Below are 14,772 nucleotides of genomic sequence, written 5' to 3'. Positions count from 1 at the left end.
ACAGCCGCGATCGCGATCGCGTCCAGGCCTACGCCCCGCCGACGACCTCGGCGACCACGTCGGCCAGCGCGACCGGGTCCTCGCGGTCCAGGTGCCGCGCCTCCTGCTCGGCCCAGACGTCCCACCAGGGCTCGTAGCCCTCGCCGTCGCGGGCGAGCGCCCGGCGCCGTCGCTCGCCGGCCTCGAGCTCGAGCCACACCGAGACGGTCGCGAGGGGCGCGGCGGAGCGGGTCAGGGCTCCTGCGCCCTCGACGACGAGCGGTGCGGTGGGGTCGAGGGTGCGCCGCTCCCCCGGTCGCGACGCCGCCCAGTCCCAGGTGGTCCAGCCCGGGTCGCGGGCGACGAGCAGCTGCCGTTCGACCGTGCGCGAGGCCGCCTCGAGGCCGTGCCAGCCCGGGTAGACGTCGTCGAGGTGCACGAGCTGCGCTCCCCCGGGCCAGGCCGCGACGAGGGCCCGACCGAACGTGGTCTTGCCCGACCCGGACCTCCCGTCGACGAGCACGACGGGCCGCCGCACCCCGGGGGCGGTCGCCCGGCGCACGACGAGCGCGACGAGGGCGTCGAGCCGCGCGCGGGTCACGGGGCGCACCTCAGGCAAGGACGAACTCCCAGGTGCCGGCGAGCACCGCGACCGTGATCGAGACGGCGGCCACGGCGGCGCCGATGAGGACCAGCACGGTGTCGCGTGCGGCCCAGACCGACGGCCGCGCCCAGGTGCGGGGCGTGTCGGAGCCGAAGCCCTTGGCCTCCATCGCGGTGGCGAGCTTGCTGCCGCGGCGCACCGAGAGCACGAGCAGGGCGAACCCCTGCCCGCCGAACCGTCTCACGGCCCCCCAGGGGCCACCGGCGTCGGCGACGCCACGGGCTCGACGGGCGAGCGCGAGCTGCCTCCAGTCGTCGATGAAGAGGCCGACGAGCCGGAGGCCCGCGAGGCCGCCGAGGACGAACCGGGCCGGCAGGTGCAGCACCTGGGCGAGCCCGTCGGCGAGGTCGGTCGGGTCGGTCGTCGCGAAGAGGACGATGCCCGGGATCCCCACCGCGAGGATGCGCAGTCCGATCGCCCCGGCGAGCGACATCGACCCCTCGGTCACCGTGACGAACCAGAACTGCGCGAGCAGCGCCCCGTCGTCGCGACCGTAGAGGGCCGTGGCGACGACGGCGGACGGCGCCGCGATCCACAGCGGCAGCGTCCGCAGCGCGAGCTGCCGCAACGACAGACCTGCGAAGGGCAGCAGCACGAGCTCGAGCGCGAGGGCGACCCCCGCCGAGACCCAGTCGATGGAGAGCAGCAGGGCGATCGAGAGCACGATGGCGGCGCCGAGCTTCGCGACGGGGTTCACCCGCCCGATGACCCCCGGTGCGTGCACCGGGGCGAGCACGGCGCTCACGCCGTCGCTCCGCGTCGTTCGGCCACGCTCGTCGCGTGCGCCGACAGGTCGAGCACGTCGTCGGCGATCGCGGCGACGAAGTCGGGGTCGTGGCTGACGGCGACGACGCTGGCGCCCTCGTCGAGCAGCTCGCCCAGCAGGGCGACGAGCTCGCGCCAGGTGCGGGCGTCCTGCCCGAAGGTCGGTTCATCGAGCACGAGCACGCGCGGTCGGGTCGCGAGCACCGTGGCGACGCTGAGGCGTCGCTGCTCGCCGCCCGAGAGCGTGAACGGGTTCGCCTCGGCGAGGTGCGCCAGCCGGAGGCGCGCCAAGAGCGCGTCGACCCGGGTCGCGACCTCCTCGGCGGGCAGGCCCAGCGCCTCGGGCCCCACGGCGAGCTCACGCCGCACGGTCGGGGCGAGGAACTGGTGCTCGGGCTCCTGGAAGACCGTGCCGATGCGGGTGAGCAGCTGCCTCGAGCGCCACCGTGCCGGGGCCGGCCCCGCGCCGGACGCGAGCGCGTCGTCGGCGGTGAGCGCCCCTCCTGCCGGGGCGAGCAGGCCTGCGAGCGTCAGCGCGAGCGTCGACTTGCCCGCGCCGTTGTCGCCCGTGACCACGAGCGCCCTGCCCGAGCGCACGGTCACGTCGACGCCGGTCGCGACCGCGGGCCCCTTCGGTCCCCGCCGGCCGACGTCGAGCCCCTCGGCCCGCAACAGGCCGGCAGGAGGCGCGACCCGCTCCCGACGCGCGGGCAGCGCGGGCGCCGCCCCGGGCACCCACACGCCCGCCTCGACGAGCAGGTCGCGCTGGTCGCGGAGCACCTCGTCGGGCGGTCCGTCGGCGAGGACGCCGCCGCCCGCCGCGAGCACGACCACGCGGTCGACGACGGGCAGCCAGGTGGAGACGCGGTGCTCCACGACGACGAGGGTCGTGCCCGTCGCCGCGGTCGTGCGGGCGACCGCGTCGCGCACCTCGACGACGCCGGCCGGGTCGAGGTTGGCGGTGGGCTCGTCGAGCAGCAGCAGTCCGGGGCGCAGGGCGAGCGCGCCGGCGAGCGCGAGCCGCTGCTTCTGACCGCCGCTGAGCTGCGTGGTCGGGTGGTCGCGGGGCAGGTCGAGGCCGACGGCGTCGAGGGACTCGTCCACCCGCCGCCAGGTCTCCTCGCGGGGCACGCCGAGGTTCTCGCAGCCGAACGCGACGTCGTCGCCGACGCGGGCGAGCACGACCTGCGAGTCGGGGTCCTGCAGGACGAGGCCGACGCGGCCCCGCTGGCGCGCGGGCTCGGTGCCGTCGACGAGCAGCTCGCCCTCGGCGTCGCCCTCCTCGTCGCCGCCGAGCACGCCGGCCAGCCCCGCGAGGAGGGTCGACTTGCCGGCCCCCGAGGCGCCCAGCAGGAGCACGCGCTCCCCCGGCTCGAGCACGAGGTCGAGCCCGGAGACCGCGTGCGCCCGTCGGGCGGCGTGCCGCCAGCCCCAGCCGCGCGCGGTGACGCGGGCGCCCAGGGCGGTCGGCACGACGGGACGACCCGGCTCAGACGCGAGCCGTGCCGCGCCCGGCCGCGAAGCGGTCGAGGGCACCGGCACGGGCCAGGCCGCGCATCGCGAGCCAGGGCAGGAGGCCTGCGAGCACGACGCCCGACACGACCGCCGACACGATGTAGACGAGCTTGTACTCGAGCGCGAAGGCGGCGATGCTCGAGAACGAGGTGTCCATCAGGCCGACCGCGATGCCAGCACCGGCACCGGCGAGCAGCGCCACGCCGAGGCGCCACGACTTGTAGAGGAAGAGCGCGAAGACGATCTCGGCCCCGAGCCCCTCGACGATGCCCCAGAGCAGCGTGGAGAAGCCCCACTGCGTGCCGATGAGCATCGAGACGACGGCTGCGACGACCTCGGTGTAGACGGCGGCGCCGGGCTTGCGCACGACGAGGCCGCCGAGGACGGCGGCGAACAGCCACCCGCCGCTGAGCAGCCCCTCGAGGCCGGGCGTGAAGCCGAGCAGGCCCGAGAGCGGGGTCCAGGCGAGGCCCCAGGCCCAGAAGACGACGCCGGAGGCGACGCCGATGACGCTCGCGACGACGATGTCGACGACCCGCCAGCGGCGGCTCGGACGACCCGTGGCGGGCACCCCCTTCGTGGTGGACGCAGACGTGTGGACGGCCATGTTCTCTCCTCCCTGCGCCGGCATGATCCGGATCAGGTTCGACGGTCGAAGCGTGGATCGCTTCCTCTCAGCCCGGCTCACCGGACTCCCGTGTGTGATGCCGCGAGCATAGCGCAGCGGCGGGGCCTACCCGACGACGAGCGTGCCCTCGGCGCGGAGGGCGTCGAGGCCCTCGACGACGGCGTCGAGCGTCGACCAGCGGGGCGCGTAGCCGAGCAGCCGGCGGGCCTTCTCGATGCTCATCGAGTGGCTGCGCGAGGCGTGCTGCCACGAGGCGTCGGCGTGCTCCTCGCTCGTCGAGGCGCGGAACTCGTCCCACGGCACGAAGCGCAGCTCGGCCTCGAGGCCGTGCCGGCGGGCCACGCCCTCGGCGAGGCCGCGGAGCGTCACGGCCCGCTCGGAGACGACGAAGAACGACTCCCCGACGACCTGGTCCTGCCGCTCGACGGCGAGCTGGAACGCCTGGGCGACGTCGTCGGCGTGCACGTGGTGCAGGGTCTCGAGGCCCAGTCCCGGCAGCGTCACGGGCCGCCCCGCGAGCAGGTCGCGCCAGACGGCGAGGTCGAGGTTGCCCTGCGGCCCGATCATGGGCCAGCCGGGGCCGGTGATGTGGCCCGGGTGCAGCACCACGGTGCGCAGCCCGCCGGGCCGGCGCGACTCCTCCTGCAGCAGCCGCTCGATCGCGGCCTTCTGCGTGCCGTACTCGCCGAACGGGCGACGAGGGTCGGCCTCGGTCAGCGGCACGACCTCGCTGGGACCGTGCACCCACACGGTGCCGCAGTGCACGAGCAGCGTGCCCGTGCCGCGCAGGCCGTCGACGAGCCCCTGGGCGGACTCGACGGTGAAGCAGATGAGGTCGACGACGACGTCGGGCAGGAGGCCCGCGACGGTGGACGCGAAGGTCCCGTCCGCCTCGGCCGCCTCCCGGTCCAGGACGACCCGCTCGACGGAGCCCCACGCGGGGTGCTCGCGGTAGGGGGCGCTCTGCCCGCGCGAGACGGCGACCACCTCGTGACCGGCCTCGACGAGGCGGGGGACGAGGTAGCCACCGATGTGGCCGGTGGCACCCAGGACGACGATCTTCGACATGACCGGACCCTACGCGCCCCGGGCTCCGCCGGGCGGTCGGCCAGGCGGTCGGACGGCCTTCCCGACGGCCGCGACCCGGTGGGGTACGACGATCGTGGGCCGAAGTGACCACTGGGCGGACGCCCGCCGTTCACCTAGCGTCCACCGTGAGCCCGGGCACCCGACCCGGCCCGTGGAGGAGCACCCATGACCGACCGGAGGGCCCCTCGCGGCCTCGCCACCTGCCTCGCCGCCGCCGTCGCCCTCGGCGGCCTCGTCGCGGCCCCGTCGACGGCGTTCGCCGCCCCGCCCGCGCCAGCGCCCGCGGCGGCGGCCGACGGCGTCCTCATGAACTACGCCGTCAACGTGACCAAGGCCAACCTCGGCCAGACCAAGAAGGTCGAGCGGGCGATCACCGCGGCCTCCGGCCGCGTGCTGGCCTCGTACCCCGAGATCGGCGTCGTCGTCGCCCAGTCGGCCTCGTCGTCGTTCGCGGCGACGCTGCGCCGCGAGAAGGCCGTCGAGTCGGTCGGCGCGACGCGCACCGCCCCCGTCGCCGCGACCGACCCCACCTACGGCACCCCGTCCTCGCGCGCGCTGCCCCCGGGCCGGGCGAAGGAGCAGGCCGCGCAGCAGCGCCGTGACGCCCAGGGCACCGCCAAGGACCAGGGCGTCGAGTCGACGACGGTCGCGGCCGCCGACCCGCTCGAGGCGCGCCAGTGGGACAACGTCGCGATCGGCGCCGACCGGGCCCACCAGGTGACCGACGGCTCGCGCGACGTGCTCGTCGCCGTGATCGACTCGGGCATCGAGGGCGACCACCCCGACCTCGCGGCCAACGTCGACCGGGCGGCCAGCGCCTCCTGCCTCAGCGGCACCCCCGACCGGCGCTACGAGGCGTGGCAGCCCACCACGAGCGACCACGGCACCCACGTCGCCGGCACCATCGCGGCGGCCCGCAACGGCGTCGGCATCGTCGGCGTCGCCCCCGGCGTGCGCCTCTCGGCCGTCAAGGTCGTCAACGACGACGGGTTCATCTACCCCGAGGCGGCGATCTGCGGCTTCATGTTCGCCGCGTCGACCGGCGCCGACGTCACGAACAACAGCTACTACATCGACCCCTGGGAGTTCTGGTGCGGGACCGACCCCGACCAGGCCGCCGTCAAGGAGGCCGTCGACCGCGCGGTGCAGTCGACCCAGCGCCGGGGCGTCGTGAACGTCGCCGCGGCCGGCAACTCGGGCAAGGACCTCGCGAACAAGACGACGGACACCGGCAGCCCCAACGACACGACCCCGGTGACCCGCCAGCTCGACGCCAGCTGCCAGGACATCCCCGCCGAGCTCGACGGCGTCGTGACGGTCTCGTCGACCACCTCCACCGGCACGAAGTCGGGCTTCTCGAACTACGGCCAGGGCGTCATCGACGTCGCGGCCCCCGGCTCGGCGATCCTCTCGACCGTCACCGGCGGCGGCTACGGCACCAAGTCGGGCACCTCGATGGCCTCGCCGCACGCGGCGGGCGTCCTGGCGCTGCTCGCCAGCACCTACCCCGAGCGCTCCGGCAGCCAGCTGACCGACCTGCTGTACGCGCAGGCCACGGACGTCCCCTGCCCCGCGACGGCGACGACCTGCGTCGGCGCCCCCGAGCGCAACGGCTGGTTCGGCGAGGGCCTCGTCGACGCCGCGGCCGCCGTGCAGCGGTAGCGACCGGCACCAGCGCGGAGGGCGCACCACCGGACGGTGGTGCGCCCTCCGCGCACGTCGGGGGCGTAGCGGACGCGGACCCGGATCTTCCCTAGTCTGGATCGAGTCCAATCGGAGGTCCACTTGCACACCTGGCCCGGCAACCCCTACCCCCTCGGCGCGACCTACGACGGCAGCGGCACCAACTTCGCGATCTTCAGCGAAGCCGCCGCCCGCATCGAGCTCTGCCTCTTCGACGAGGCGGGCACCGAGACGCGCGTCGACCTGAAGGAGGTCGACGCCCACGTCTGGCACGCGTACCTGCCGAGCGTCCAGCCCGGGCAGCGCTACGGGTACCGCGTGCACGGCGAGTACGACCCCGCGACGGGCCAGCGCGCGAACCCCGCGAAGCTGCTGCTCGACCCCTACGCGAAGGCCACCTGCGGCACCATCGACTGGGACGAGTCCCTGTTCGCGTACCACTTCGGCGACCCCGACTCGCGGAACGACGACGACAGCGGCCCGCACATGATGCTCGGCGTCGTCATCAACCCGTTCTTCGACTGGCAGGGCGACCGGCCGCCAGGGGTCGGCTACGACGAGACCGTCATCTACGAGGCGCACGTCAAGGGCCTCACCCAGACGCACCCCGAGGTGCCCGAGGAGGAGCGCGGCACCTACGCGGGCGTCGCCCACCCGGCGATCATCGCCCACCTGCAGAAGCTCGGCATCACGACCCTCGAGCTCATGCCCGTGCACCAGTTCGTGCAGGACAACACCCTGCTCGAGAAGGGGCTCAGCAACTACTGGGGCTACAACACCATCGGCTTCTTCGCGCCGCACTCCGCCTACTCGGCCACCGGCGACATCGGCCAGCAGGTGCAGGAGTTCAAGACCATGGTGCGGGTGCTGCACCAGGCCGGCATCGAGGTCATCATCGACGTCGTCTACAACCACACGGCCGAGGGCAACCACCTCGGGCCGACGCTGTCGTTCAAGGGCATCGACAACGCGGCCTACTACCGCCTCGTCGAGGACGACGAGCAGTACTACATGGACTACACCGGCACGGGCAACAGCCTCAACGTGCGCCACCCGCACTCGCTGCAGCTCATCATGGACAGCCTGCGCTACTGGGTCACCGAGATGCACGTCGACGGCTTCCGCTTCGACCTGGCCTCCTCGCTCGCCCGCGAGTTCTACGAGGTGGACCGCCTCTCGACCTTCTTCGAGCTCGTGCAGCAGGACCCGATCGTCTCGCAGGTGAAGCTCATCGCCGAGCCCTGGGACGTCGGCCCCGGCGGCTACCAGGTGGGCAACTTCCCGCCGCAGTGGACCGAGTGGAACGGCCAGTACCGCGACACCGTGCGCGACTTCTGGCGCGGGGAGCCCTCGACGCTCGGCGAGTTCGCCAGTCGCATCACGGGATCGGCGGACCTCTACGAGCGCGACGGTCGACGCCCGGTCGCGAGCATCAACTTCGTCACGGCGCACGACGGCTTCACCATGCGCGACCTGGTCTCGTACGACGAGAAGCACAACGACGCCAACGGCGAGGGCGGGGCCGACGGCGAGAGCCACAACCGGTCCTGGAACTCGGGCGTCGAGGGCGAGACCGACGACATCACGATCATCGCGCTGCGCGAGCAGCGGCAGCGCAGCTTCCTCGCGACGCTGCTGCTCAGCCAGGGCGTGCCGATGCTGCTGCACGGCGACGAGCTCGGCCGCACGCAGCAGGGCAACAACAACGTCTACGCGCAGGACGGCCCCCTCAGCTGGATCGACTGGGAGCACGCCGACCGCGAGCTCGTCGAGTTCGTGGCCGAGGTCATCAAGCTGCGGCACGACCACCCGACGTTCCGCCGCCAGCGCCACTTCAACGGGCGTCCCGTGACGCGCGGGGAGGGCGAGCCGCTGCCCGACATCGTGTGGCTCACGCCCGAGGGCGACCCCATGCACGAGGAGGAGTGGAACACCTCTTACGCGCGCGCCGTGGGCATGTTCCTCAACGGCCAGGGCATCCGCGGCCGCGACCACCGTGGCGGCCGCATCGTCGACGTCAACTTCGTGCTCTACTTCAACGCCAGCAGCGAGACCGTGCCCTTCGTGCTGCCGCCCGACGAGTACGCCGAGGGCTGGGAGGTCGTCGTCGACACGACCGTCACGCCCCCGGCACCGCACCCCACCGCTCCGCCGCGCTCGGTCGCCGCGACCCGCGCCGCCACCACCCCCCAACCCCCCTCGGCCCCCGAGACGCCGGTCGCCCTCCGCGCCGGCGACAGCCTGCCGGTGCCGGCACGCTCGCTCGTGGTGCTGAGGGCCACCGCAGAGGACCCGTCGTGACCCGTCAGAAGCACCCCCGCTCCACCTACCGCCTGCAGGTCCGTGAGTCGTTCGACCTGCACGACGCCGCGCGGCTGGTGCCGTACCTGCGCGACCTCGGCGCCGACTGGGTCTACCTGTCGCCGCTGCTCGAGGCCGAGCCCGGCAGCGACCACGGCTACGACGTCGTCGACCACTCGCGCGTCGACCCCGCCCGGGGCGGCGCCGAGGGCCTGGACGAGCTCAGCCGCGCAGCGCACGACGCCGACCTCGGCGTGCTCGTCGACATCGTCCCCAACCACGTCGGCGTCGCCACGCCCAAGGAGACCCCGTGGTGGTGGGACCTCCTCACGCACGGCCAGGACTCGCGCTACGCCGAGGCCTTCGACGTCGACTGGGCGGCGGGCGGCGGCAAGCTGCTCGTCCCCGTGCTCGGCGAGGCGCCCGCGGCGGACGGCACGATCGAGGGCCTCGAGATCGTCGGCGACGAGCTGCACTACTACGACAACGCCTACCCGATCGCCCCGGGCACGGCCTCGGCCGGCGACGCCCCCGCCGACGTGCACGCGCGCCAGGCGTACGAGCTCGTGCACTGGAAGCGCGCCGACACCGACCTCAACTACCGCCGCTTCTTCGCGGTGAACACCCTGGCCGGCGTCCGCGTCGAGGTGCCGTGGGTCTTCGCGGAGTCCCACGCCGAGATCGGCCGCTGGTTCCGGGACGGGCTCGTCGACGGCCTCCGGGTCGACCACCCCGACGGCCTCGCCCAGCCGGGGCGCTACCTCGACGACCTCGCCGAGCTGACCGGCGGCGCGCACGTCCTCGTCGAGAAGATCCTGGAGGGGCCCGAGACCCTGCCCGAGGACTGGGCCACCGACGGCACCACGGGCTACGACGCCCTGGCCGACCTCGACCGCGTCTTCGTCGACCCGGCCGGTGCGGCACCGCTGCAGGCGCTGCACGCCGAGCTCGCGGGGGCAGGGACGGGCACGGCCGAGGACTGGCACGCGATGATCCTCGGCACCAAGCGCGGCATCGCGGACGGCATCCTGGGCAGCGAGATCGCCCGCCTCGCACGGCTGCTCGCGCCGGCCGGCGGCGAGGCCGACCCGGTCGTCCACGACGCGCTGGCCGAGCTGGCCGCCGCGTTCCCCGTGTACCGCAGCTACCTGCCCCAGGGCGAGGAGGACCTCCGGACCGCCCTCCGCGTCGCGACCGAGCACCGGCCCGACCTGGCCGAGACCCTCGCGACGGTCGCCGAGACGCTCGCCGACCCGGCCCACCCGGCCGCCGTGCGGTTCCAGCAGACGAGCGGCATGGTGATGGCCAAGGGCGTGGAGGACACCGCCTTCTACCGCTGGTCGACCCTCGCGACGCTCACCGAGGTGGGCGCCGACCCGGCGGAGTCCGCCCTCGAGCCCGCCGAGTTCCACGCGCGTCAGCAGCGACGCCTCGCCGAGCGCCCCTTCGGCATGACGACGCTGTCCACCCACGACACGAAGCGCAGCGCCGACGTGCGCGCCCGCATCTCGGTGCTCAGCGAGCTGCCCGGCGAGTGGCGCGCAGCGTTGGCGCGCCTGCGCGAGCTGGCGCCGCTCGGCGACGCACCGTTCGAGTCGATCCTCTGGCAGTCGATCGTCGGTGCCTGGCCGGCGTCGCGCGAGCGCCTGCACGCGTACGCCGAGAAGGCCGCGCGCGAGGCCAGCACCTCGACGACGTGGACCGAGCCCGACGAGGCCTTCGAGGAGCGCATGCACGCGCTCGTCGACGCCTGCTTCGACGACCAGGCCGTGTCCGCCGAGCTCGAGCGCGTCGTCGACCTGGTCCGCGAGGCGGGCTACGTGAACGCCCTGGGCGTCGCGATGCTGCAGCTCACCGGCCCGGGTGCGCCCGACGTCTACCAGGGCGGCGAGTTCTGGGACCGCTCGCTGGTCGACCCCGACAACCGTCGTGAGGTCGACTTCGACGAGCGCCGTCGCGTGCTCGACGAGGTGCGGGCAGGAGCCACGCCCCCCGTCGACGAGACCGGTCACGCCAAGCTCGTGGTCACCCACCACGCGCTGACCCTGCGCCGCGACCGCCCTGAGCTCTTCACCCGGTACGCGCCCCTGCCGGTCTTCGGACCCGGTGCGGAGTCGGTGCTGGCGACGGACCGCGGCGGGGCCGTGGTGGTCGCGACGCGCCTGCCGCTCGGCCTCGAGCGCGCCGGCGGGTGGGGCGACACGGTCGTCCTACTGCACGGCGGTACCTGGCGCGACGCGCTCACGGGGCTCGAGCTGCAGGGCGGCGAGGTGCGCCTCGCCGAGCTGCTGGCGACCTACCCGGTGGCGCTGCTCGTGCCCGTCTCCCCCACCCCCGCCCGCTAGACCCGACCGCACGACAGGAGCACGACCATGGGCACGTACGACGTCTGGGCCCCGAGCGCCAGCACCGTCCGCCTCTCCCTCGACGGGGAGGTCCACCCGATGACGGCCGACGACGGCGGGTGGTTCCGCGCGCCGTCCGGCCTCGACGAGGGTCCGGGCCACCGCTACGGGTTCCTCCTCGACGACGCCGACCAGCCGCTGCCGGACCCCCGCTCGCGCCGTCAGCCCGACGGCGTGCACGGGCTCAGCGAGACCGTCGACCTCGACGCCTTCGCCTGGACCGACGAGGGCTGGACGGGCCGCCAGCTCGCCGGCTCGGTCGTCTACGAGCTGCACATCGGCACCTTCACGCCGGCGGGCACGCTCGACAGCGCGATCGAGCGCCTGCCGCACCTCGTCGACCTCGGCGTCGACCTCGTCGAGGTGCTGCCGGTCAACGCCGTCAACGGCACCTGGAACTGGGGCTACGACGGCGTCGACTGGTACGCGGTGACCGAGGCCTACGGCGGGCCCGAGGCGTACCAGCGCTTCGTCGACGCCTGCCACGCGGCGGGGCTCGGCGTCGTGCAGGACGTCGTCTACAACCACCTCGGGCCGTCGGGCAACTACCTGCCGACCTACGGCCCGTACCTGTCGAGCAAGCACGCCAACACGTGGGGCGACAACGTCAACCTCGACGACGACGGCGCGCACGAGGTGCGCGAGTTCATCCTGCGCAACGCGCTGATGTGGCTCGACGACTTCCACGTCGACGCCCTGCGCCTCGACGCCGTGCACGCCCTCAAGGACGACTCCGAGGTGCACCTGCTGCAGGAGATGGCGACCCGCGTCTCGGCGCTCAGCGCGCACCTCCGGCGCCCCCTCACGCTCATCGCCGAGAGCGACATGAACGACCCGCGCCTCATCACGCCGCGTGACGGCGGCGGCTACGGTCCCGAGCACCGTCAGGGCTACGGCCTCGACGCGCAGTGGAGCGACGACTTCCACCACGCCGTGCACGTCGCCCTCACCGGTGAGACGACCGGCTGGTACGAGGACTTCGCCTCGCTCGACGCGCTCGCGAAGGTGCTCACGAAGGGCTTCTTCCACGACGGCACCTGGTCGTCGTTCCGCGAGCGCGACCACGGCCACCCGGTCGACACCGAGCACACGCCGGCCTGGCGCCTCGTCGTGGCGAACCAGAACCACGACCAGATCGGCAACCGCGCGATCGGCGACCGCCTCGCCGAGACGCTCGACGACGGCCAGCTCGTCATCGCCGCGGCGCTGACGCTCACCTCGCCCTTCACGCCCATGCTGTTCATGGGCGAGGAGTGGGCGGCCTCGACCCCGTGGCAGTTCTTCACGTCGCACCCCGAGCCCGAGCTCGGCGAGGCGACGGCGAAGGGTCGCATCGAGGAGTTCGCCAAGCTCGGCTGGGACGAGTCCACCGTGCCCGACCCGCAGGACCCGCAGACGTTCGAGCGGTCCAAGCTCGACTGGTCCGAGCTCGAGGGCGGCCGGCACGCCGTCGTGCTCGACGCCTACCGTCGCCTCGCGGCCCTGCGCCGCTCCGAGCCCGACCTCACCGACCCGCGCTTCGACCGCACCTCGGTCGAGCACGACGCCGAGGCCCGCTGGCTGGTCCTGCACCGTGGCGACCTCCGCGTCGTCGTGAACTTCGCCGAGCAGCCGGCGACCCTCGAGGTCGCGGCCGACGAGGTGCTCTTCACGAGCGACGCGTCCGTCACGGCCGGCAGCTCGCTGACGCTCCCGGCGCACTCGGTCGCCGTCGTCCGCTAGACGCCACGAGCAGGCAGGAGGCCCGGAGCGCACGTCGCGCTCCGGGCCTCCTGTCGTCCGCGGTCAGCCCTCGGGCCGGTCGAAGCCCGCCCCCGCCGGCTGCGAGGGCAGGGTCGCCAGGACGAGCAGCACGAGGCTGCCCAGGCACGGCACGAAGGTCAGCAGCCACGCCCCGGCTGCGACTCCCCCGAGGCGTTCGTGGGGGAGCCTCGCGCGCGGGCCAGGAAGGCGAGAAGGCCGGCGGCGACGTAGGCGAGCACCAGGGCGAGCTGGACCCACCGATACTCCCTGCGGCTCGCCTTGCCTGACAGGTCGAAGTACCTGACAACGAAGGGCTTCACGGCCAGGGTCGTCACCCCGTGCAGCCCACAGGGGCGTTGTGGCGTCGAGCAGACGCGGTGCGGCCCGCGCGGCCCGCTTGCCGGACGGCAGCTCGTCGGACGGTGTCCGGCCCTGTGGCTGCAGGCCGTGCCACGGCAGGCCCTGCTGCTCGTCGTGCGGATCGGGCGCGGCGCCCGACCTCACAGGCCCCAAGACCGGCGGCACCTTGAATTCGTCATATCTCATCCTGGACAATACTCTCGCGTGCATCATGAACGTGCCCGCCCTGCCTCTCCTGCTCCTCCCATGAAAGGCCCTCGTGAAGTACATCCACTTGACGCTCGGAGTCGTCGTCACCGGCGCGCTCGTCCTCACTGGCGTGAACCCTGCTTCAGCCGCCGAAACAGTGGCGCGAGCAGACGCGATCCAGTCAGCGACGAAGGCACAAGAGCCTGTTCCAGATCAATCGCGCACCGAGACCCTGACTCTTGAACTGGAGCTGTCCGGTGGAACGGTCAGCGCCCCTAGCGGTGTAGGCACTGATGTGCAGATCGCCATGCCGGGCGACGCCCTACAGAGCTACCAGAAGGACGACCTCTCCCTCGATGTCTCAGGAGAGGAGGGCTACACCACGGCCCTACAGGACACGGGCAACGGCACCTTCCGAGCGCTGATCCACATCGAGTCCAGTTCAGCACCCACGGAGTACACCTTCGACATGGGTGAGGAAGTCGCGCTCGTGCCACTGGAGGATGGCGGTATCACGGTCTGGGATTCCGAAGGCACGATGCTCGGCTTCTTCGAGCCAGCGTGGGCCATCGATGCGGCTGGCCACGCAGTACCCACCTCCTACGAAGTTCGCGGCACGTCCATCGTGCAGCACGTGCACTTCGCTTCCACCACGGCGTTCCCCGTGGTTGCTGATCCCTTCTGGATTCCGGCACTCTTGGTCATGGCACGACTTTCGACGCACGTGGCCACCCGCGCTGCGCAGCGGGGAGTCAGCCAGGCCCTCATCAGGCAGGTCGTCCAGAACGGCAAGAAGACCAAGGGGAACGGCAACACATCCGTTTTCACCCAAGGGTCGGGAAAGAACAAAATCCGTGTAGTCGTGAACAATGCGAACGGCACGATCATCACCGTCACCAAGGGCTAGGCAGATGAAGATCACGTACGACACCGATGCGAACGCCGCCTACATCCAGATCGTGGGATCCGTCGGCGCCGGAGAGGCGACCCAGCAGATTCACTCGATCGAAACACCCGGTGGCAAAGGAGAGATCATTCTCGACTTCGACATGGACGGTCGCCTTCTCGGACTAGAACTCCTCAACGCGCGGGAGATCCTGCCGGAACGCGTGATCCAGGACTCTCTCGAGCCCGGTGGTCGAACGTCACCCTGACGCCTGGCGGTTCAGACTTCTCGATCATCCGAGCAAGAACCGACCACTGGCGTGGCCTCGTATCGAGCGAGAAGCCGTGCTCGGACCGCACTTGCACGAACACCACGTTCACGCCTTCGACTACTGGATGCTGCCCTGAGGTGCCCTCCGCGTCGTCGTGAACTTCGCCGAGCAGCCGGCGACCCTCGAGGTCGCGGCCGACGAGGTGCTCTTCACGAGCGACGCGTCCGTCACGGCCGGCAGCTCGCTGACGCTCCCGGCGCACTCGGTCGCCGTCGTCCGCTAGACGCCACGAGC

At 72.8% G+C, this 14,772-nt stretch carries 11 protein-coding genes, 1 pseudogene and 1 riboswitch; of the genes and pseudogenes, 7 read left to right on the top strand and 5 right to left on the bottom strand.

What is annotated here, in order from left to right; translation table 11 throughout:
- Positions 1 to 28 precede the first annotated feature (28 nt).
- The 5 genes from ACYVHQ_RS01075 to ACYVHQ_RS01055 all read right to left on the bottom strand — a co-directional run bounded on the left by ACYVHQ_RS01075 (position 29) and on the right by ACYVHQ_RS01055 (position 4,619).
- Positions 29 to 580: a nucleoside/nucleotide kinase family protein gene (locus tag ACYVHQ_RS01075; RefSeq protein WP_460510101.1), complete on the bottom strand. Its 552-nt coding sequence runs from the start codon at positions 578 to 580 to the stop codon at positions 29 to 31.
- Between the two features lie 10 nt (positions 581 to 590).
- Entirely contained in the window at positions 591 to 1,388 is a 798-nt protein-coding gene (locus ACYVHQ_RS01070) for an energy-coupling factor transporter transmembrane component T family protein (protein WP_460510099.1), read from the bottom strand.
- Positions 1,385 to 2,881, bottom strand: coding sequence for an ABC transporter ATP-binding protein (locus ACYVHQ_RS01065; RefSeq protein ID WP_460510097.1), 1,497 nt, complete (start codon positions 2,879 to 2,881; stop codon positions 1,385 to 1,387). The genes ACYVHQ_RS01070 and ACYVHQ_RS01065 overlap by 4 nt, the downstream gene beginning before the upstream one ends.
- Before the next feature lie 16 nt (positions 2,882 to 2,897).
- Complete coding sequence (locus ACYVHQ_RS01060; RefSeq protein ID WP_460510095.1) at positions 2,898 to 3,530, bottom strand: ECF transporter S component; 633 nt, start codon at positions 3,528 to 3,530, stop codon at positions 2,898 to 2,900.
- Positions 3,522 to 3,632, bottom strand: a riboswitch (TPP riboswitch). It overlaps the preceding gene by 9 nt.
- A 24-nt stretch (positions 3,633 to 3,656) precedes the next feature.
- On the bottom strand, positions 3,657 to 4,619 hold the full coding sequence (locus ACYVHQ_RS01055) for an NAD-dependent epimerase/dehydratase family protein (RefSeq protein ID WP_460510093.1): 963 nt from the start codon (positions 4,617 to 4,619) through the stop codon (positions 3,657 to 3,659).
- Positions 4,620 to 4,805: 186 nt separating this feature from the next.
- Between ACYVHQ_RS01055 and ACYVHQ_RS01050 the strand changes: the two genes are divergently transcribed.
- From ACYVHQ_RS01050 to ACYVHQ_RS01020, 7 genes and pseudogenes are all read left to right on the top strand, one after another.
- The gene (locus ACYVHQ_RS01050) at positions 4,806 to 6,302 is read left to right on the top strand and encodes a S8 family serine peptidase (RefSeq protein WP_460510091.1); all 1,497 of its coding nucleotides are present in this window, start codon (positions 4,806 to 4,808) and stop codon (positions 6,300 to 6,302) included.
- Between the two features lie 123 nt (positions 6,303 to 6,425).
- On the top strand, positions 6,426 to 8,624 hold the full coding sequence (glgX, locus tag ACYVHQ_RS01045) for a glycogen debranching protein GlgX (RefSeq protein ID WP_460510089.1): 2,199 nt from the start codon (positions 6,426 to 6,428) through the stop codon (positions 8,622 to 8,624).
- Positions 8,621 to 10,969, top strand: a complete 2,349-nt coding sequence (treY, locus tag ACYVHQ_RS01040) for a malto-oligosyltrehalose synthase (RefSeq protein ID WP_460510087.1) — start codon at positions 8,621 to 8,623, stop codon at positions 10,967 to 10,969. The genes glgX and treY overlap by 4 nt, the downstream gene beginning before the upstream one ends.
- Before the next feature lie 27 nt (positions 10,970 to 10,996).
- Positions 10,997 to 12,751, top strand: a complete 1,755-nt coding sequence (gene treZ, locus ACYVHQ_RS01035) for a malto-oligosyltrehalose trehalohydrolase (protein ID WP_460510085.1) — start codon at positions 10,997 to 10,999, stop codon at positions 12,749 to 12,751.
- A 640-nt stretch (positions 12,752 to 13,391) separates the two neighbouring features.
- Positions 13,392 to 14,228, top strand: coding sequence for a DUF4258 domain-containing protein (locus ACYVHQ_RS01030; RefSeq protein WP_460510083.1), 837 nt, complete (start codon positions 13,392 to 13,394; stop codon positions 14,226 to 14,228).
- 4 nt (positions 14,229 to 14,232) lie between these two features.
- A complete protein-coding gene (locus tag ACYVHQ_RS01025; RefSeq protein ID WP_460510081.1) occupies positions 14,233 to 14,475 on the top strand; it encodes a DUF2283 domain-containing protein in 243 nt (80 codons plus the stop codon).
- A gap of 151 nt (positions 14,476 to 14,626) precedes the next feature.
- A pseudogene (locus ACYVHQ_RS01020) lies at positions 14,627 to 14,761 on the top strand (DUF3459 domain-containing protein); the annotation flags it as partial.
- Positions 14,762 to 14,772: the final 11 nt, after the last annotated feature.

Source organism: Frigoribacterium salinisoli (genome assembly GCF_054781095.1).
Note: the sequence above shows the minus strand (reverse complement) of the source record. Positions and strands in the feature narration are given on the sequence as shown.

Excerpts from the sequence above, each read along its gene's own strand:
- ACYVHQ_RS01060 (WP_460510095.1), bottom strand. The coding sequence starts at position 3,530 with ATGGCCGTCCACACGTCTGCGTCCACCACGAAGGGGGTGCCCGCCACG.
- ACYVHQ_RS01055 (WP_460510093.1), bottom strand. The coding sequence starts at position 4,619 with ATGTCGAAGATCGTCGTCCTGGGTGCCACCGGCCACATCGGTGGCTAC.
- ACYVHQ_RS01050 (WP_460510091.1), top strand. The coding sequence starts at position 4,806 with ATGACCGACCGGAGGGCCCCTCGCGGCCTCGCCACCTGCCTCGCCGCC.
- treZ (WP_460510085.1), top strand. The coding sequence starts at position 10,997 with ATGGGCACGTACGACGTCTGGGCCCCGAGCGCCAGCACCGTCCGCCTC.
- ACYVHQ_RS01025 (WP_460510081.1), top strand. The coding sequence starts at position 14,233 with ATGAAGATCACGTACGACACCGATGCGAACGCCGCCTACATCCAGATC.